At 64.4% G+C, this 18,851-nt stretch carries 17 protein-coding genes; 11 read left to right on the plus strand and 6 right to left on the minus strand.

Going from position 1 to position 18,851, the window contains the following annotated elements:
* Positions 1-30: 30 nt before the first annotated feature.
* The 8 genes from OSH12_RS15855 (at position 31) to OSH12_RS15890 (ending at position 8,907) form a co-directional block, all read left to right on the plus strand.
* Positions 31-1,083: a sugar phosphate isomerase/epimerase family protein gene (locus tag OSH12_RS15855; protein WP_266344558.1), complete on the plus strand. Its 1,053-nt coding sequence runs from the start codon at positions 31-33 to the stop codon at positions 1,081-1,083.
* Between the two features lie 21 nt (positions 1,084-1,104).
* Positions 1,105-2,247 carry a Gfo/Idh/MocA family protein gene (locus tag OSH12_RS15860; RefSeq protein ID WP_266344559.1) on the plus strand — a complete coding sequence of 381 codons (1,143 nt, stop codon included), beginning with the start codon at positions 1,105-1,107 and terminating at the stop codon, positions 2,245-2,247.
* 14 nt (positions 2,248-2,261) lie between these two features.
* Positions 2,262-3,782 carry a sugar ABC transporter ATP-binding protein gene (locus OSH12_RS15865; protein ID WP_266344560.1) on the plus strand — a complete coding sequence of 507 codons (1,521 nt, stop codon included), beginning with the start codon at positions 2,262-2,264 and terminating at the stop codon, positions 3,780-3,782.
* Positions 3,782-4,753, plus strand: coding sequence for an ABC transporter permease (locus OSH12_RS15870; RefSeq protein ID WP_266344561.1), 972 nt, complete (start codon positions 3,782-3,784; stop codon positions 4,751-4,753). The genes OSH12_RS15865 and OSH12_RS15870 overlap by 1 nt, the downstream gene beginning before the upstream one ends.
* 43 nt (positions 4,754-4,796) lie before the next feature.
* Complete coding sequence (locus OSH12_RS15875; RefSeq protein WP_266344562.1) at positions 4,797-5,807, plus strand: sugar ABC transporter substrate-binding protein; 1,011 nt, start codon at positions 4,797-4,799, stop codon at positions 5,805-5,807.
* A gap of 104 nt (positions 5,808-5,911) precedes the next feature.
* Complete coding sequence (locus tag OSH12_RS15880; RefSeq protein WP_266344563.1) at positions 5,912-6,760, plus strand: sugar phosphate isomerase/epimerase family protein; 849 nt, start codon at positions 5,912-5,914, stop codon at positions 6,758-6,760.
* Positions 6,761-6,808: 48 nt separating this feature from the next.
* The gene (locus tag OSH12_RS15885; protein WP_266344564.1) at positions 6,809-8,362 is read left to right on the plus strand and encodes a UxaA family hydrolase; all 1,554 of its coding nucleotides are present in this window, start codon (positions 6,809-6,811) and stop codon (positions 8,360-8,362) included.
* A 113-nt stretch (positions 8,363-8,475) separates the two neighbouring features.
* Positions 8,476-8,907, plus strand: a complete 432-nt coding sequence (locus OSH12_RS15890) for an RbsD/FucU family protein (RefSeq protein ID WP_266344565.1) — start codon at positions 8,476-8,478, stop codon at positions 8,905-8,907.
* A 12-nt stretch (positions 8,908-8,919) separates the two neighbouring features.
* Here the strand turns inward: OSH12_RS15890 and OSH12_RS15895 are convergent, their stop codons facing one another.
* Positions 8,920-10,368 carry an aspartate ammonia-lyase gene (locus OSH12_RS15895; protein ID WP_266344566.1) on the minus strand — a complete coding sequence of 483 codons (1,449 nt, stop codon included), beginning with the start codon at positions 10,366-10,368 and terminating at the stop codon, positions 8,920-8,922.
* 218 nt (positions 10,369-10,586) lie between these two features.
* Here OSH12_RS15895 and OSH12_RS15900 point away from each other — a divergent pair, with 218 nt between their 5' ends.
* Both OSH12_RS15900 and OSH12_RS15905 read left to right on the plus strand, forming a co-directional pair.
* On the plus strand, positions 10,587-11,402 hold the full coding sequence (locus OSH12_RS15900; RefSeq protein WP_266344567.1) for a MipA/OmpV family protein: 816 nt from the start codon (positions 10,587-10,589) through the stop codon (positions 11,400-11,402).
* Between the two features lie 166 nt (positions 11,403-11,568).
* Positions 11,569-12,615, plus strand: coding sequence for a Gfo/Idh/MocA family protein (locus tag OSH12_RS15905; protein ID WP_266344568.1), 1,047 nt, complete (start codon positions 11,569-11,571; stop codon positions 12,613-12,615).
* A gap of 30 nt (positions 12,616-12,645) precedes the next feature.
* Here OSH12_RS15905 and OSH12_RS15910 read toward each other — a convergent pair whose 3' ends face one another.
* From OSH12_RS15910 to OSH12_RS15930, 5 genes are all read right to left on the minus strand, one after another.
* Positions 12,646-12,936 carry a hypothetical protein gene (locus OSH12_RS15910; protein WP_266344569.1) on the minus strand — a complete coding sequence of 97 codons (291 nt, stop codon included), beginning with the start codon at positions 12,934-12,936 and terminating at the stop codon, positions 12,646-12,648.
* Positions 12,937-13,052: 116 nt separating this feature from the next.
* Positions 13,053-13,850, minus strand: a complete 798-nt coding sequence (locus tag OSH12_RS15915; RefSeq protein WP_266344570.1) for an ABC transporter ATP-binding protein — start codon at positions 13,848-13,850, stop codon at positions 13,053-13,055.
* Positions 13,847-14,728: an ABC transporter permease gene (locus OSH12_RS15920; protein WP_266344571.1), complete on the minus strand. Its 882-nt coding sequence runs from the start codon at positions 14,726-14,728 to the stop codon at positions 13,847-13,849. Before OSH12_RS15920 ends, OSH12_RS15915 begins: the two co-directional genes overlap by 4 nt.
* Before the next feature lie 150 nt (positions 14,729-14,878).
* Positions 14,879-15,832 (minus strand): ABC transporter substrate-binding protein, encoded by a 954-nt coding sequence (locus OSH12_RS15925; RefSeq protein WP_266344572.1) that lies wholly within the window; start codon positions 15,830-15,832, stop codon positions 14,879-14,881.
* Between the two features lie 435 nt (positions 15,833-16,267).
* Complete coding sequence (locus tag OSH12_RS15930; RefSeq protein WP_266344573.1) at positions 16,268-16,942, minus strand: GntR family transcriptional regulator; 675 nt, start codon at positions 16,940-16,942, stop codon at positions 16,268-16,270.
* Positions 16,943-17,320: 378 nt separating this feature from the next.
* Between OSH12_RS15930 and OSH12_RS15935 the strand changes: the two genes are divergently transcribed.
* Complete coding sequence (locus tag OSH12_RS15935) at positions 17,321-18,709, plus strand: aminotransferase family protein (RefSeq protein WP_266344574.1); 1,389 nt, start codon at positions 17,321-17,323, stop codon at positions 18,707-18,709.
* Positions 18,710-18,851: the final 142 nt, after the last annotated feature.

Below are 18,851 nucleotides of genomic sequence, written 5' to 3' on the forward strand. Positions count from 1 at the left end.
AAGGCGAGTCCGATAGGGAGGAAGAGCACCATGGCGGATCCGAACAACTATCCGAAGCTGCACAACGCCGCGTGGCCCGGCGTCGTCGGCAAGGGCGGGGAGGGCGGCGATCCGATCGTCCCGCTGGATACCCTGTTGGAGCTGACCTCCAAGGCGGAAGTCGACGGACAGAAGTTCGACGGCATCGATCTCTGGCTTGCCGATCCGCATCTGTCGATCGATAGCGACCGCGATCAGGTCAAGCGCATGGTCGACCACATTGCTAGCTACGGCCTCAAGGTCGGCTCGTTCGTGGCGCCGATCTGGGGTGGCGCCGGGGGCGGTTCCGCCATGGGCTCGGCCGACGATCGCAAGCGTTTCGTCTCGCAGGTCCGCAAGGCTGCCGCGATTGGTGAGCAGATGCGCGAATTCGGCATTCGCCCGACCGGCGGCATCCGCATCGATTCCTCGACGGGCGTTGCCGATTGGGACAAGGATCCCGTCGGCAACACCAAGATCATCGCCGAAACGTTCCGCGAGGCCGGCAAGGCGGCGCAGGATCACGGCGAGTTCCTCGTCGCCGAGGGCGAGATTTGCTGGGGCGGCATGCAGTCCTGGCGCGAGAATGTCCGCCTGCTCGAAGAGGTCGGCATGCCCGGCATCGTCGGCTACCAGGCCGACATGGCGCATTCGATGCTGTTCACGCTCGGCTACAACGCCGAGCAGGACCGCCTGCTTCCCGAGGGCTATGACTGGCAGGATCGCGCGGTCCTCGACGCGGCCTACAAAAAGGTCGCCGACGCGCTGCGTCCGTGGACCTACGATTTCCACGTCGCCCAGAACGACGGCACCGTCTTCGGCTCCGGCGACCACGAGAAGACTGGCCGCCACGTTCAGGTCACCGATCCGAACGGCAAGCTCGATGTCACCAAGCATGCCGGCTACTGGCTGCGCGACGACGCGGGCAACCTCACCAAGAAGATGCGCCACATCGCCTGGGACGGCTGCATGTTCCCCAATTCCGTGATGACGGCGCAGCAGACCTGGAACGACGTTCTGGGCGCGATGATCAAGGTGCGCGACGCCCATGGCTGGCGCGAATAACGGTTTCAGGGATCCATCCAAATGACCAAGAAAAAGCTGAACATCGGTCTGGTCGGCGCCGGCTTCATGGGCCGCACCCATTCCAACGCCTTCCGTCAGGTTGGCCAGTTCTTCAACAGCGAGTATGAGCCCGTTCTGAAGGCGATCGCCACGCGCAACGCCAAGGGCGCCGCCGATTTCGCCGAGAACTGGGGCTATGAAAGCTCCGAGAGCGACTGGCGCAAGCTGATCGAGCGCAAAGATATCGACCTGATCGATATCGCCAGCCCGAACGACACCCATGCCGAGATCGCCATCGCGGCGGCCCAGGCCGGCAAGATGGTGATGTGCGAGAAGCCGCTCGGCCGCAACGCCGCCGAGGCCGAGAAAATGGTCGCGGCCGTCGAGGCGGCCGGCGTCGCCAACATGGTCTGGTATAATTATCGCCGCGTGCCGGCGGTGACGCTCGCCAAGCAGATGATCGAGGAGGGCCGGCTCGGCCGCATCTTCCACTATCGCGCCAAGTTCCTGCAGGACTGGACGATCTCGGCCGACGTGCCGCAGGGCGGCATGGGCACCTGGCGTCTCGATGCCAGCGTCGCCGGCAGCGGCGTCACCGGCGATCTGCTGGCGCATTGCATCGATACCGCGCTCTGGCTGAATGGCGGCATCGACAGCGTCACGGCGGCGACGGAAACCTTCGTCAAGCAGCGCGCGCATGCGGTCAGCGGCAAGGTCGAAGAGGTCAAGATCGACGACGCCAGCGCCTTCCTTGCCCGTTTCCAGAATGGCTCGCTCGCGACCTTCGAGGCGACCCGCTACGCCCGTGGCCACAAGGCACTCTATACGCTGGAGATCAATGGCGAGAAGGGCTCCATCGCCTGGGACCTGCACGACCTGCACCGGCTGTCCTACTTCGACTACAGCGACGAGGGGCATCTGCGCGGCTGGCGCTCGATCCACATCACCGATGGTGACCACCCCTATATGAGCCAGTGGTGGGTGCCCGGGCTGCAGATCGGCTACGAGCATTCCTTCATCCATCAGGCCGCCGATTTTCTTGCCGGTCTCGCTTCCGGCACGCCGGCCGCGCCGACTTTCCGCGAGGCGCTCCGTACCGACTACGTCACCGACGCTGTGCTGGCCTCGGCGAAGTCGGGCCGCTGGGAAGCGGTTCAGGGCTGAGTGGCGGATCTGCAATGACCCTCGATACCCCGCTCGCAATCCAGGTACAGGGCGTGACCAAGAGCTTTCTTGGTCAGCGCGCCCTTGATGACGTCGACTTCGAGGTTGCGCGGGGCGAGGTCCATGGGCTGGTCGGCAAGAACGGCGCCGGCAAGTCGACCTTCATGAAGATCCTGTCGGGCGCGCAACCGCCCGACAGCGGCCAGATCATTGTCGGCGGCACCGCGTTCAAGGCGCTCAATCCGGCCGAAGGGCGCGCCGCTGGCATCGCCATCGTCTACCAGAATCCGGAACTGCATCTGGATCTCTCGGTCGCGGCCAATATCTTCCTCGGCGCCGAACCCCGCAAAGGTTTTGGCATTCTCGACGACAAGGCAATGGCGGCGCGGGCGAGCGAGCTTCTGGCCCGGCTCGGCCTCAATCTGCCGGTCAACCAGCGGCTCGGCGATCTCGACATTGCCGACCGTCAGCAGGTCGCCATCGCCAAGGCTGTGCGCGAGAAGGCGCATGTGCTGCTGCTTGACGAGCCGACGGCGGCGCTCAACAAGGCGCAGGCCGAATTCCTGTTTCGGCTGATCCGCGATCTCGCCAGGCAGGGCATGGCGGTTGTCTATGTCTCGCATCACCTCGACGAGGTGCTGGCGATCTCCGACCGTATCACCATCCTCCGCAACGGCCGCAAGGTCGCCGTGGTCGAAGGCAGGAGCGCTGACAAGGACGGGCTAATCTCGATGATCGTCGGCCGCACGCTCGACGCGGTCGAGACGCATCGAAGCGAGCGCCCCAAATCGGAACCCTTCCTGGTGATGGACGCAGTGTCCAGCCCGGGCGGTCTCGACGATGTTTCGCTCACGGTCACCAAAGGCGAAATTGTCGGCGTCACCGGGTTGATCGGTGGCGGCGCCAACGCGCTCGCCGCCGTCATTGGTGGGCTCGACCATCGTCACGTGGCAGGCAGCATGTCGCTGGGCGGCCAGCCCTATGCGCCGCGCGCCGTCCGCGAGGCGATTGCTCGCGGCGTGCTGTTCATTCCCGAGGACATGCGTGGTCGCGGCCTGGTGATGAGTCTTTCCATCGCCAAGAACATCTCCCTCGCGGCCTTGAAATCGCTCTCGAATCTGGGCTGGCTGAAGCTCGCCAAGGAGACCGACGTCGCGACCGAGATGTCGGAGCGGCTGGATCTCAATCCGCGCGCGCCAGGCCGCGAAGTGCGGTTCCTGAGCGGTGGCAACCAGCGCAAGGCACTGCTCGGCCGCGCCATCTTCGCCGATGGCCAACTCTTCGTGCTCGAGGAGCCGACGCAGGGCGTCGACGTCGAATCCCAGCGCCAGATCCATGACCATCTGCGTGGCCTTGCCGCGAAGGGCGCGACCATCGTTTTCGTGTCGACCGACCTCGAAGAGCTGATCGCGCTGGCCGATCGAATCCTCGTCCTTCGGGATGGCCGCATCGAGCAGGAGTTGTCGCCGGATCGGCTCGATCCGCAGCAACTGCTCTCCGCCATCCAGACCCAAAGCACCCGGAGCGTGAATTGATGTCTTCTCCCACCGCAACGGCAGGCAAGCCGGCGAACCGAAAGCTTGGCGGTCTTCAAGGACGGGATCTTGGCCGTTACACGCTCCTGATCGTACTGCTGCTGATCGTCGTGGTCACGGCCATTGGCAACCCGCGATTCCTTTCCGTCAACAACCTGATGAACATCCTGTTCCAGGTTTCGGCGCTTGGCATCGTCGCCTCAGGCCAGACCATTCTGTTGATCGCCGGCGGTCTGGACCTGTCGGTCGGCGCGGCGCTTTCGGTGGCCGGCCTCGCGACGGCCCTCACCATCATGCATACCGGTTCGGTGGCGCTTGGCATTCTCGCCGGCGTGGTCGCCGGTTGCGTGATCGGCGCTATCAACGGCATGCTGGTCGCGACCAACCGCGCCACGCCCTTCATCATCACGCTCGGCACGATGACCTTCCTGCAAGGCGTCGCCATCCTGATGTCCGGCGGCAGCCCGATCAACGGCACCGGCGCGCTGTTCGACGTGTTCGGACTTGGCGATTTCCTCGGCGTGCCATGGCCGGTCTACGCCATGTTCGCATCGATCCTCGTCATGTTCGTGGTCCTGCGCTTCACGACGCTCGGCCGCTATGCCTTCGCCATCGGCGGCAATGAAGAAGCGGCGCGGCTTTCCGGCATCCCGGTCCGGCGTATCAAGATCGCGCTCTACGCGCTCAGCGGACTTTTCGTCGGCGTCGCCGGCGTCATCCTCACCGGCGTCCTCGATTCCGGCCTGCCCAGCATGGGCACGGGCTACGAGCTCCGCGCGATCGCGGCGGTGGTCATCGGCGGCACGCCGCTGATCGGCGGACGCGGAACGGTCATCGGCACGCTGGGCGGCGTCCTGCTGCTCGGGCTGGTGAGCAACAGCATGAACCTTCTCGGCGTCGGTGCGAATTTCCAGAGCGCCGTCCTGGGATTGATCATAACGGCGGCGGTCCTGCTGCAGAAAAAAGCCTAACCGGCACGCCGCTTCAGGGACATTGCAACGGAGGAGACGAGCAATGAATATCACGAGGAGAGCCCTCGCCGTACTGGCGCTGGGAGCGGCGGTCATCGCGCCGAGCCTGTCGCAGGCGGCGGAAAAGACCATCGCCTTCATGCGCGGCGGTCCGGACCCTTACTACCAGTTCGGCATGAACGCGGCCCAGGCCGCCGCCGACAAGCTCGGCGTCAAGCTGATCACCTATTCGGCCAATAACGATCCGACCCAGGAACTTGCCAACGTCCAGGACGCGATCACCAAGGGCGTCGACGGCATCCTGATCTACGCCGTGTCGCTGTCGTCGGAAAAGGCCGCCATCGCCCAGGCCAAGAAGGCCGGCGTGCCGATCTTCTTCCAGTATGGCTATGACGAGTCGATCCTGGCGGATTCGGCCGGCATCATGCAGGTCGATCTCTACCGGTTCGGCGAGCCCGTCGGCGAGGCGATCGGCAAGCTGCTGCCGGAGGGCGAATACGCCACCATCACCGGCAAGCTCGGCCGCGGCGACGCGGAAGCCTTCGTGCAGTCGTTCAAGAACGGCATCGCCAAGTCCGGCTCCAAGGCCGTCAGCGTCGCCGACCTCGCCGCCGACTGGGACCGCCAGAAGGCCATGGATGCGGCCTCGCAGATCCTCGTGGCGCATCCGAACGTCAAGGCGATCTATGCCGCCAATGACGACATGGCCGTGGGTGTCGCGATCGCCATCGAGCGTGCCGGCAAGACCGGCCAGATCCTGATCGGCGGCAATAACGGCGCGCCCTATGGCGTCGAACTGATCGAGAAGGGCCAGATGACCCTGACCGGCAGCAACCCGCCCTCGATTGCCTCGGTCAATGCGCTGCGCCTGCTGCTCGGCGTCATCGATGGTTCGGTCAAGCCGGGCCAGTTCTACTACGCGCCGAGCCAGGTGATCACCAAGGACAATCTGGCTGATGCCGCCCCCTGGGACGCAAAGCCCGAGATGGTCAGCAAGTGGCTGGAAGAGCCGCTGCCGCAGGGTGCGGCTCCGCCGGTCCCGCCGACCAACTGATCGTCGCGGCCGGTGGACCAGACTTGGCCCACCGGCCTCTTCCGACGGCGCGGATGCGAACCGTCGCGCTGTTGGCCTGCATGACAAGAACCAGGAAGACCTCGATGAAGATCGGCTTCAATCTCCTGCTCTGGACCGCGCATGTCGAACCGCGACACTGGCCGATCCTCGAGGATTTGAAACGTTGCGGCTATGACGGCGTCGAGATCCCGATCTTCGAAGGTACGCCGGATCACTACGCCGAGCTTGGTCGCGAACTTGACCGGCTCGGTCTCGACCGTACCGTGATTTCGCTGTTCCCAGCGACCGAGATGAATCCGCTCGGCGCCGAGGAAGCTCAGCAGGAAGCCGCGCGCCGCCACATGGCGTGGATCCTCGATTGCTCGGCAGCGCTTGGCGCCAAGGTCGTTGGCGGCCCCCTGCATTCGACGCTTGGCCACTTTTCCGGCGATGCGCCGACCGCTGAAGAGCGTCAACGCGGCATCGCCTTTCACCGCGACGCCGGCGACATGGCCCGCGCCAGGGGCATTACGCTGGTGCTGGAGGCGGTCAACCGCTTCGAATGCTATTTCGTCAACACGATGCACGATCTGGCGAGCTATCTCGCCGAGGTCGCTCACCCGAATGTTGCTGGCATGTACGATACCTTCCACGCCAATATCGAAGAGAAGGATCCGATTGCCGCCGTGGCCGCCATTGCGCCGCATCTGGCGCATGTGCATGTCTCGGAGAACGATCGCGGTACGCCCGGCAAGGGGCATATCGATTTCGCCAGTACCTTCAAGGCGTTGAAGCAGGCCGACTATGACGGCTGGATCACCATCGAGGCGTTCGGACGGTCGATGCCGCTGCTGGCGGCGGCGACGCGAATCTGGCGTGACCTCTTCCCCGCCGCCACCGAAGTCTACAGCGACGGCTTCACGCTCATCCGCGATGGCTGGCGTTCAGCCTGAGACCCGCGCAACGGCGGCTGCCCACGTGGCCGCGATAGGATCGATACCATGAACGAGGCAGCCCCCATTCCGGCCCAGCCGCGCACGCTTCTCCTCAATGGCGAAGACAACATCGCCGTCGCGCTCGGCAATCTCGATGTCGGCATAACGACGGCGCAGGGCGTCACCATCGTCCGGCGCGTGCCGCGCGGCCACAAATTCGCAATCCGGCCGATTGCCTCGGGCGAACCGATCCGCAAGTTCGGCCAGATCATCGGCTTCGCCAAAAGCGACATCCCGGTCGGCGACTGGGTGCATGAGCATAATTGCGGCATCGGTGAAGAACATGGCGCCTTCGAGCGTGACTACGCCTTCAGCGAGGGCGTGGTGCCGACGCAGTTCGTGCCGAAGGAATTCCAGGCGACATTCCAGGGCTTCCGGCGCGCCAATGGCAAGGTCGGCACGCGCAACTATGTCGGAATCCTCACCTCGGTGAACTGCTCGACGACCGTGGCCGGCTTCATCGCGACCGAGATCGAGCGCTCCGGCATTCTCAACGACTATCCGAACATTGACGGCATCGTCGCTCTCAAGCAGGCGAATGGCTGCGTCATCGACTATCGCGGCGTCATCTTCGACACGCTGAAGCGCACCACCTGGGGCTATGCCACAAACCCGAACATGGGCGGTGTGGTGATGGTCGGCCTCGGCTGCGAGGGCTTCCAGATCCCGCGCTTCAAGGATGCCTACAAGGTCGAGGAAAGCGAGACGTTCCGCACCATGACCATCCAGGAGGTCGGCGGCACGCGGAAGACGGTCGATGCCGGCGTAGAGGCGGTCAAGGCGATGCTGCCGATCGTCAATGCCGTGAAGCGCGAGACGGTGCCGGCGAGCGAACTGATGCTGGCGCTGCAATGTGGCGGCTCCGACGGCTATTCCGGCATCACCGCCAACCCGGCGCTAGGCGTCGCGGCCGATATTCTCGTGCGCAATGGCGGCACCGCGATCCTCTCGGAAACGCCGGAGATCTATGGCGCCGAGCATCTGCTCACCCGCCGCGCCGTGTCGCGCGAGGTCGGCGAGAAGCTCGTCAACATCATCCATTGGTGGGAGGATTACGCCGAGCGTAACCTCATGGAGATGAACAACAATCCGTCGCCCGGCAACAAGCAGGGCGGTTTGACGACCATTCTCGAGAAGTCGCTGGGTGCTGCTGCCAAGGGCGGCACCTCGCCGCTCACCGCCGTCTATGGCTATGCCGAGCCGGTGACCGAGAAGGGTTTTGTCTTCATGGATACGCCGGGCTACGACCCGGTCTCGGCGACGGGGCAGGTGGCGGGCGGCGCCAACATCCTCTGCTTCACCACCGGCCGCGGCTCGGCCTATGGCTGCAAGCCGACGCCCTCGATCAAAATCGCCACCAATTCCGAGATCTACGCCAAGATGATCGACGACATGGACATCAATGGCGGCGACGTGCTCGACGGCAAGTCTCTGGAGACCAAGGGGCAGGAGATCTTTGACCGGATCCTCGAAGTTGCCTCCGGCGACAAGAGCAAGTCGGAACTGCTCGGCTATGGCGACAACGAGTTCGTGCCCTGGCAGATCGGCGCGACGTTCTAGGACATCGCGACGAGGCCCGGTCCGCTTCTACGCCGCAATCGTCTGGAGCGGGCCGGGTCACTCACCTCAGACCGGCAGCCATTGCCAAGACTGATCTCATCGAAGGACAAGACATGCTCAAGGGACTTTCGCCGATCCTCTCGCCGGATCTGCTCTGGACGCTGCGCGCCATGGGCCATGGCGACGAGATCACCATCGTCGACGCCAACTATCCGGGCACTAGCGCTGGGCCGGAATTGATCCGCATCGATGCCGCCACCGCGCCGCAGGTACTTGACGCCATCCTGTCGCTGCTGCCGCTGGATCAATATGACGATGTCGCCGCGATCTCGATGCAGGTGGTGGGCGATCCGGACAAGCGCGAGCCGATCGTCGACGAGTTCGAGGCGATCGTTCAAAGGCACGAGCCCGAGCACAAGGTTCACTCGCTGGAGCGCTTCGCTTTCTATGAGCGCGCCAATGCCGGTTATGCCATCGTCCAGACCGGCGAGACCCGCCAATATGGCAATTTGATCCTCAAGAAGGGCATCGTCCGTCCGGCTTGACGGAATGCTCGGCTACGGCTTGGTGACAGGTGGACGCCGCCGAAGCCGCGAAGGTCGCGTCAGCGCGTCGAGGTCGAACACCTGGTCGATCATCTCCTCGGACAGGAGCGGATCTTCGACCAGAAGCTCGCGCAACGTCTTGCCGCTCGCCAAAATCTCCTTGGCGAGCTGGGCGGCCCGCTCATAGCCGATCAGCGACACCAGCCCCGTGGCGAGCGCTGTGCTGGCCTCGAGGTTCTTGCGGCACGTGTCCGGGTTGGCGGTGATGCCGGTGACGCATTTTTCCGTCAGTGTGTGGATGGCGTTGGTCATCAGCGACAGCGACTGCAGCAGGCTGAACACGATCACCGGTTCCATGGCGTTCAGCTGCAATTGGCCGGCTTCCGACGCCAGCGTCACGGTCAGGTCGGCGCCGATCACGTGAAACGCCACCTGGTTGACCACCTCGGGAATGACCGGGTTGACCTTGCCGGGCATGATCGAGGAGCCCGGCTGCTGTGGCGGCAGGTTGATCTCGCCGAAGCCGCCGCGCGGACCGCTCGACAACAGGCGCAGATCGTTGGAAATCTTCGAAAGCTTTACCGCCGTGCGCTTCAGCGTGGCGGAGAAAGAGACAAAGGCGCCGGTGTCCCAGCAGGCCTCGATGAGGTTCTGCGACATGACGAAGGGGCGGTTGGTCAGACGGCCGAGCTCCTGCACGACGATCGCCGCATAGGCTGGGTCGGCCGTGATGCCGGTGCCGACAGCGGTACCGCCGAGATTGACCTCCAGCAGCAGCCGCGACGCTTCCTCCAGCCGCAGTACATCCTCGCGCAGCGTGACGGCGAAGGCCTGGAATTCCTGGCCCAGCGTCATCGGCACGGCGTCCTGCATCTGCGTGCGGCCGAGCTTGAGGATATGGGCGAATTCCGCCCCCTTCGCATCGAAGGCGGCCGCCAATTGCTCCAACGCAGCGGAAAGGCTGCCATAGCTCATCAGCAACGCCAGCCGGATCGCGGTTGGATAGACGTCGTTGGTGGACTGGGAGAGGTTGACGTCGTTGTTGGGATGCAGCGCTCCGTAATGTCCGCGCGGGTGGCCCAGGATCTCGAGGCCCCGATTGGCGATGACCTCGTTGGCGTTCATGTTGGTCGAGGTGCCGGCGCCGCCCTGAAAGACGTCGAGTTGAAACTGGTCGTCAAACTTGCCGTCCAGAATCTCCAGGCAGGCCTGCTCGATTGCCGCGTATTTCTCATCCGGGAGATCGCCCAAATGCCGGTTGGCGCGAGCGGCTGCCAGCTTGACTGTCGCCAGGGCGCGGATCAATTCCGGGTAGTGGCGGATCGGCGTGCCGGAGATACGGAAATTCTCCATCGCCCGGGCGGTCTGTGCGCCATAATAGGCGTGGGCCGGGACGGAGACGGGGCCGAGCGAATCCTGCTCGATGCGATGAAGCGGGGAGGGCGGAGATGTCGAAGGCATGGCTGGGCCAATCGATCTGCGGCGGGAACCTCATTGGATACGGAAGTCCGCATTCCGGCAAGGCGTCCGACCTTCGGTTGCATCGTGCAGAGACGGACACTTCGTAACGCAATGTTCAGCAGTTTTCGTGATATGTGCTTAACCAAGCCCATCGGGCGGCGATCGCTGGCCAGCAGGCCTTTTTTCGCCGAGTAAGTGATCCGGAGTACCCTGCCTTGATGCGACGTCAGACCGCCAGCACGCTGGCTGCCTCGTTCCTTACCCTTGCCGCGACCCTTTCCGTTCAGGCCGCAGAGAAGCGGCCCTATGGCGACGTCGACCTGGTGATCGAGCTAGGCGCTGGCGGCAAGTTTGTACCGAGCTTCCTCGGCTCGAAGGACCTGCTGTTCACGCCCTATCCTATCGTCTCGATGTCGTATTTCCGGTTGCCGGGCGTGTTCGAACTCGGCGGCGGCCCGAAGACGGCGCTGAACTTCGGTCCGTCCTTCCGCATCATCGGCGAGCGGGACCCCAACGACGAGCCGGGCCTGGCCGGCACGCGCGGACTCGACGCGACTTATGAACTGGGCGTCAAGGCCGGTTACGAATTCAACTTCGACGAGGTCTATGGCGCGGAAGTGCTGGGCGAGGTTCGCGGCGCCTTCGGCGAGGCCAGCGGCGTCGTCGGCAGCTTCGGCGTCGATGGGATCGTTCGGCCAACCAAGCAGATCGAGCTGAAGCTGGGCCCGCGCGCCAATTTCGGCTCCAGCGGCTTCACCAGCACCTATTTCAACGTCTCTGAAGCCGAGAGCATCGCCAGCGGCGGCAACCTCGCCGCCTATGATGCTGGTGGCGGCATCTATTCGGTCGGCCTCAAGGCATCAGCGCGCTACGAGTTCAAGCCGGACTGGTTCCTGAACGCCGATGCCGGCTACGATCGTTTCGTCGGCGACGCCAAGGATTCACCGATTGTCGCGACGGCCGGCAGCGAGAACCAGTACACCGTCGGCCTCGGCATCTCGAAGCGCTTCTCGGTCGATCTTTTTCGCGACTGAGGCCGGATCTCTCTACCGGAATTCGGTCGCGTCCGCTTGACGTTGGGGCGGCCGGCTGCTCGACTTGAGGCGAAGCTGCGGGCCGGTCCGACGCGCCAACGGGACCGGTCGCGGCGCATCTTCGGATCGCGCCGACGCAGACCGATCAAGTCGAGGGAGAGAGACGATGACACTTCGGAGGGGCGCCCTTGTCGGGTGCGGGTTCTTCGCGCGCAATCACCTGAATGCCTGGGGCGAACTCGCCGACCGCGCGAAAATCGTGGCGGTCTGCGATGTCGACGGCGAGAAGGCGGCGGCTGCGGCAGCCGATTTCGGCGTGCCGGCCTTTTATACCGATTTCGAAAAGATGCTGGCGACGGAAAAGCCCGATTTCGTCGACATCGTCACGACGGCGCCGTCGCATCGGGCGCTGGTCGAGGCCTGCGCCCGGCATGGCGTGGCGGCGATCGTGCAGAAGCCGCTGGCGCCCGACTGGGAGGATTGCCGCGCGCTGGTCTCGGCCATGGACCGGGCCGGCCGGCCGCTGATGGTGCATGAGAATTTCCGCTTCCAGGCGCCGCTGCTGCGCGCCGCCGAGATCGCCCGTTCGGGCGTGCTGGGCGAACCGACCTGGGGCCGCTTTGCCTTCCGCACCGGCTACGACATCTATAAGGGCCAGCCCTATCTGGCCGAGGTCGAGCGCTTCGTGCTGCTCGATATCGGCGTGCATGTACTGGATGTGGCCCGCGTCTTCATGGGCGAGGCCACGACGGTCTATTGCCTCGACCAGGCGATCAAGCAGGGCATCAAGGGCGAGGACCAGGCGACGGTGATGATGCGCCACGCCAATGGCGCCGTCAGCGTATCGGAATGCAGCTATGCCAGCCGCCAGTCGCCCGACCTGTTCCCGCAGACGCTGATCCATTTCGAAGGCACCAAGGGCTCGATCCGGGTCGAGGCAGATTGCCGGCTGGTCGTCACCTCGCCGGATGGCAACTTCACCGAAATCGCCGCGCCAAAACCGCTGTCGTGGGGTGGCGAACCTTGGCTGCTGATCCAGGATAGCGTCGTATCGACCCAGCGCCACTGGCTCGACAGCCTCGACGCCAACAGCGCGCCGGCAACGTCCGGCCATGACAACCTCAACACCTTCGCGCTGGTCGAGGCGGCCTATAAGTCGATCGAGACGGGCGGCCCGGTCACGCCCGAAACGTTCGAAGCGGTGGCAGCTTAACAGTTTCGGGCCTTGCGGGCGTCGCTTGTTCTACGGAATCGTGCGACGCCCGGAATTCCATTTCTTGGAAGTCCTGTCCGTTCCCGTGATGATAATCGCGTTGAACGGAACGGAGACTTTTTCGGCATGGCCCACACCACGAACAGCGCGGTATCCCTCCCGCCGAGCGGTTGCGGCACCTGCCGGAACTGCAGCTCGCTGTTCTGGGGCATCGGTGCCGCCACCGGCCTGCGCTGCGTCGGCGAAGCCGGCAAAAGCAGGGCGGCCCGCTGAGGCCGCCGCCCCACCTCCGCCGTCATCCTCGCGCAGCCGATTATCCATGCAGCGGAGTTTTCGGGCGGTGTTGGATGGTCCTTCGCAATTCCTCAGGAATCGGCTGAATGGGTCCTCGCCTGCGCGAGGATGACGCCGCGCGGGTGGCTGCGGTTTCGCCAGACTCAGCTCACCAGCAGCGCGTCGTCGTCGAGGGTCTGGCCGCCGCGGGCCTTGCGGAACATCTCGATCAGATCCTCGATCGTCAGGTTCTTGCGGTTGTCGCCGACCACGTCGAGGATGACCTTGCCGCCATGCAGCATGACCGTGCGCGTGCCGTAATCGAGCGCCTGGCGCATTGAATGCGTGACCATCAGCGTCGTCAGCTTGTGCTTCTCGACTAGCGACTGGGTCAGTTCCATCACGAACTCGGCCATGCCGGGATCGAGCGCCGCCGTATGCTCGTCGAGCAGCAGCACCTCGCTGCCGGCCAGCGTCGCCATCACCAGCGACAGCGCCTGACGCTGGCCGCCGGAGAGCAGGTCCATCCGATCGTCCATCCGGTTCTCGAGGCCGAGCTTCAGTTCGGCGACGCGCGAGCGGAATTCGTCGCGACGATTGCCGCCTATGGCGAGGCCGAAGCCGCGACGGCTGCCGCGCGCGGCGGCGAGCGCCAGGTTTTCCTGGATCGTCAGCGCGCCGCAGCTGCCGGTCAGCGGGTCCTGGAAGACGCGTGCCACGTATTTCGCCCGCTCGGCGGTAGTGATGCGCGTGACATCGCGGCCACCAATGGAGACACGGCCGGAGGTCGGGATGACGTCGCCGGCCAGCACGCCGAGCATGGTCGACTTGCCGGCACCGTTCGAGCCGATGACGGTGACGAAAGACCCCGTCTCGATCGCGAGGTCGAGGCCGGAGAGCGCCTGCTTTTCGAGCGGCGTGCCGCGTCCGAAGACGACGGAGAGATTGGAAAGCTCGATCATGCCGATGCCCTCCCGCGACGTAGGCGGGGCAGGATGAGCGCACCTGCGACGAGGACGGCGGTGACGAGGTTCAGGTCCGAGGCCTTGAGGCCGAGGATGTCACTCGAAAGCGCCAGCTGGATGGCGATGCGGTAGAGCACCGAGCCGATGACGCAGCCGATCAGCGCCCAGATGATCAGGCGCGAATGGAACAGCGTCTCGCCGATGATGACGGCGGCGAGGCCGACGACGATGGTGCCGACGCCCGAGGTCACGTCGGCGAAGCCGTTGGTCTGGGCGAAAAGCGAGCCGCCAAGCGCGACGAGCGCGTTGGAAAGCGCCATGCCGAGATAGATGTGCAGGCTGGTCTTGACGCCCTGGGCCCGCGCCATGCGCGGATTGGCGCCGGTCGCCCGCATGGCGAGGCCGAGATCGCTGGCGAGGAAGCGCCAGACCAGGAATACCGCGATGACGACCAGCACGCCGACGAAGAGCGGCCGGACGTAGAATTCGGAAAGGCCGTGGCCGAAGAACGGCGACAGCATCGTGTCCTGGTTGATCAGGGCTACGTTCGGTTTGCCCATGACGCGCAGATTGACCGAGAACAGCGCGATCATCGTCAGGATCGAGGCGAGCAGGTTCAGGATGCGGAACTTGACGTTCAGTGTCGCGGTGACGAGGCCGGCGGCGGCACCCGCCGCCATGGCGACGGCGGTAGCGAGCCACGGGTTCCAGCCGGCGATGATCAGCACGGCGGCAACCGCGGCGCCGAGCGGGAACGAGCCGTCGACGGTCAGATCCGGGAAGTCGAGGATGCGGAAGGCGAGATAGACGCCAAGCGCAACGAAGGAGAAGACGAGGCCGAGTTCAACCGCGCCGAGGAAGGCAATTTGGCTCACGAAAGCGGCCTCTCCGATGAAGCCCGCCCTGTTCTTCGCGGGGCCGGGCTCTTGTTTGTCGTTTCCGGCAGACGTCCGGACGGCTGGCTTTTGCCGATCGTTCGTCTCGCCGTGAAGAAAGGCCCGGCTCTGGGCCGGGCCGTCCTTCGATTACTTGATCACCTTGGTGGCGCGATCGACGACCGACTTCGGCAGCGTCAGGCCGATCTTCTCGGCGGCGGCCGGGTTGATCACCAGATCGGTGCCGGCGGCGACCTTGATGTCGATGTCGCCCGGCTTCTCGCCGTTCAGGATGCGGACGACGATGGCGCCGGTCTGCTTGCCGACGTCATAATAGTTGAAGCCGAGAGCCGCGACGGCGCCGCGCGAGACCGAGTCGGTATCGGCGGTGAAGAGCGGCAGCTTGCTCTCGATCGCCACCGTGACAGCCGATTCCAGCGCCGAAACGATGGTGTTGTCGGTCGGCACGTAGATGGCGTCGACGCGGCCGGCGAGCGCGCGGGCGGCGTTCTGGACTTCCGACGAGCGGGTCGCGGCAGACTCGACGACGGCGATGCCCTGCTCGGCGCCATACTTCTTCAGCAGTTCGACCAGCGTGACCGAATTGGTCTCGCCCGGGTTGAACAGCACGCCGATGGTCTTCACCGACGGGATGATTTCCTTGATCAGCGCGACGTGATCGGCAACCGGCGACAGGTCGGAGAGGCCGGTGACGTTGCCGCCCGGGGCCTGCAACTGCTTGACCAGCTGCGCGCCGACCGGGTCGGTGACAGCCGAGAATACGATCGGGATGTCGCGCGTGGCGGAGACCACGGCCTGCGCCGACGGCGTCGAGATCGGAACGATGATGTCCGGGCCGTTGCCGATGAACTGGCGGGCGATCTGCGCGGCGGTGCCGGGATTGCCCTGAGCGGATTCATAGTTGAACGTCAGGTTCTCGCCGACCTTGAAGCCGGCTTCGCCGAGCGCGTCCTTGACGCCGTCGCGGACGGCGTCAAGCGCCGGGTGCTCGACGATGGCCGTGACATCGACGGTCACGTCGCGCGCGAGGGCAGGCTGGACGAAGGCGAGGGATGCGATCGCGGCGGCAGTCAGGAATTTCATCAAGTGGCCCCCCTTGGTGGCTTTTTGTAATTTGTTTGTTCGGTCAAAAGGTGAAACCAGCCCCCGGCGCATAAGTCAACATTGATGCGGATTTCATGATTACGGCCGAATGAGATGCGCTGGCTTAGCGCGGCGCGTTTTGTCCACCTGTCGCCGTGATGACGCCGACAATGATTGCTAGATGTGTCGGCATGGGCCGCGCCCGCCGAAAGCTTCAAGGGGAGCCCACCTGGTACGCGTGTTTTCGTCATGGCGCATTCCTCCTGGAGCCTGCCGCTTTAGCGCGTCACTTGCGACTCGCAGGCCAGCGCTCCCATAGGCGGAATGGCCGGTCAAGCGCATTGGCCGGCCCAGGTACGCTCCGTGCGAAGTCCTTTTCATTTCAAGAAGTTGGCAACGGTCTTCGGCTACCGAAAGCGACGCGCCTGTCGGCGATCAGCGCATGCTTTCGATCAGGTCCTCGGCGTCGGCGTCGGCGTGGCGGTTGGCAAGCTGGAAGGCGGCTTCCGCGTCGCCATTGCAGATCGCGTTCACCAGCGGCTCGTGCAACTCGATGATGTCGAGCGGGTTCTGATAAAACTTGTCGGTCAGCCGCAGGAACATCCGCGTCTGCCCTTCCAGCCGGTTGTAGACCTCCATCAGCCGGCGATGGCCGGAGATCTCGATCACCGTGCGGTGGAAGTCAAAATCGAGCTCGGTCAGCCGCGCCCGGTTGCCGTTCTGCGCCGCCGTGCGCATCGCCTGCAGCAACGACTCCAGCGCCTTGCGGCCCTTGTCGTCGATCCGCTTGGCCGCCAGCCTCGCGCCGAGCGATTCCAGCGCGTCTCGCAGCATCGAGATCTCGTAGATATCGGCCTTTTCGACCGTGATGACGAAATTGCCTCGACGTGGGCGATACTCGACCAGTCCCTCGGCCTGCAAGAATTTCAGCGCTGCGCGAATGGTTCCCTGGCTGACATTGAAGTGGGTTGCCAGCTCCAGTTCGATCAGGCGTGCGCCTGGAGCCAGTTCGCCATCCAGGATCGAGGTCCGAAGCGCGTCGCCAATTTCTGACTCAAGGCTTGCATGCGTATCGCCGGATACGGGCTTCTTGGTCTGGCGGCCCATCATCGGATTGTTCCTGCACGGCGCTGGTAAGGGAAGTCGCAAAGGCGGCGTCCGTCCATCGGTCGTCCCGTCACGCGCCCCGCTGCAGGGTTCATGCCCCGTCGCGCAGGCCTCGATCCGTACCTTGCCTTCATGCGCTCCAGCCAGTTCCCCGTGGATCGGTCTGCCTATCAGGCGTTGAAAAATAACAATAAACGATATTTTGACCACGACTAGGCCGGGCGTTCCTTCGTCCCGCATCTTAAGCGCGATAGGTTGCTCAATCCGGGCCTGCCCACCGAACGGGCAACTTCCTGTCTTTCGGGCCTGGCATTTTATCAATAATCGATATTGACACGGGTCCAAACTCGCTGGATCTTTCGCGCCGTCCGGAGCGCCGACTTGGGACAACAGACCAAGCCGTCCAAGACGCCGCCGCAAGATCGGCGCACGCCCCAGCAGGAGAGCCAGGTGTCGTCGATATTTTCCCGGGATTATGCATCCGAGCTCCCGACCGCCATTCGTGGCGAAGGCGTCTATCTCTACGATGCGGACGGCAAGGCCTATCTCGACGGCATGGGCAGCGCCGGCGTGGTCGGCATCGGCCATGGCCGCACCGAGATCTACCAGGCGCTGGCCGCGGCGGGCGACAAGGTCACCTTCGCCTATTCGGCCCAGTTCACCACGCCCTGGCAGGAAGAATTCGGCAAATCGATCCTCTCGGTCGCGCCGAAGGGGATCGAGTCCGTCTATTTCGTCTCCGGCGGCTCCGAGGCCAACGAGACGGCGCTGAAGCTGGCGCGGCAGTATCATCTCGAGCGCGGCGACACGCAGCGCCAGAAGATCATCTCGCGCTGGCAAAGCTATCACGGCGTCACCATCGCGACGCTGTCGCTGTCGGGCCGGACCAGCTGGCGCGCGCCCTACACGCCCTACATGCTGCCGGTGATCCACATCGCGCCGCCCTACGAATATCGCTGCGCCTATTGCAAGGACAAGGGCGGCTGCACGCTGGATTGCGCCGACGAACTGGAGCGCGCGATCAACCTCGAAGGCCCGGAAACCGTCTCCGCCTTCTTCGCCGAGACCATCGTCGGCACCACCGCTTCTGGCCTGGTTCCGCGTCCCGATTACTACAAGCGCATTCGCGAGATCTGCGACCGCTACGGCATCCTGTTCGTTGCCGACGAAGTGCTGGCAGGCTATGGCCGCACCGGTCGGCCGTTCGCGATCCAGGACTGGGACGTCGTTCCCGACATGATCACCTGCGGCAAGGCGATCGGCAGCGGTTACGCGCCACTCGGCGCCGTCCTGATCAACGACAAGATCACGAACTTCTTCCGCGATAGCCGCAAGCGCTTCGTGCACGGCTTCACCTATAGCGGCCACCCGACCTCCTGCTTCATCGGCCAGCAGGTGTTCGAGATCATGTCGAAGGAGGGGCTGTTCACCCGTGCCGGCGAGATCGGCAAATACCTGCATGCCCGCCTCGACGCCTTGCAGCAGCGTCATCCCTGCATTGGCGAGGTGCGCGGTCGCGGCCTTTATGGCGGCGTCGAATTCGTTGCCGACCGGGCGACGCGGGCGCCGTTCCCGGCCGAGAAGAGTTTCACCTCGCGACTGGTTTCCGGCATGAAGGATCGCGGTGTCATCATCGGCGGTGGCGTGCCGGGCGCCAATTTCGGCCAAGGCGGCGACCACATCCAGATCACGCCGCCCTTCATCGTCAGCGAGGCCGAGATCGACATCCTGGTCGACGCGCTGGACGACACGATCGGCGAGATTGCCTGACCGGAGCGGGCGGTTTCCGATCGCGCGGAGCCGGAAGCGTCGTTCTCGATGGCAGATGGGATTGCCCGGTTAATGGGCAAGGGACTGCCGAGGAGACGGACTTGCAGACTATCAATAATCGAGTATCGTTTTCCTGGCCTGA

The organism is Kaistia terrae, from assembly GCF_026344005.1.
Lineage (GTDB): Bacteria > Pseudomonadota > Alphaproteobacteria > Rhizobiales > Kaistiaceae > Kaistia > Kaistia terrae.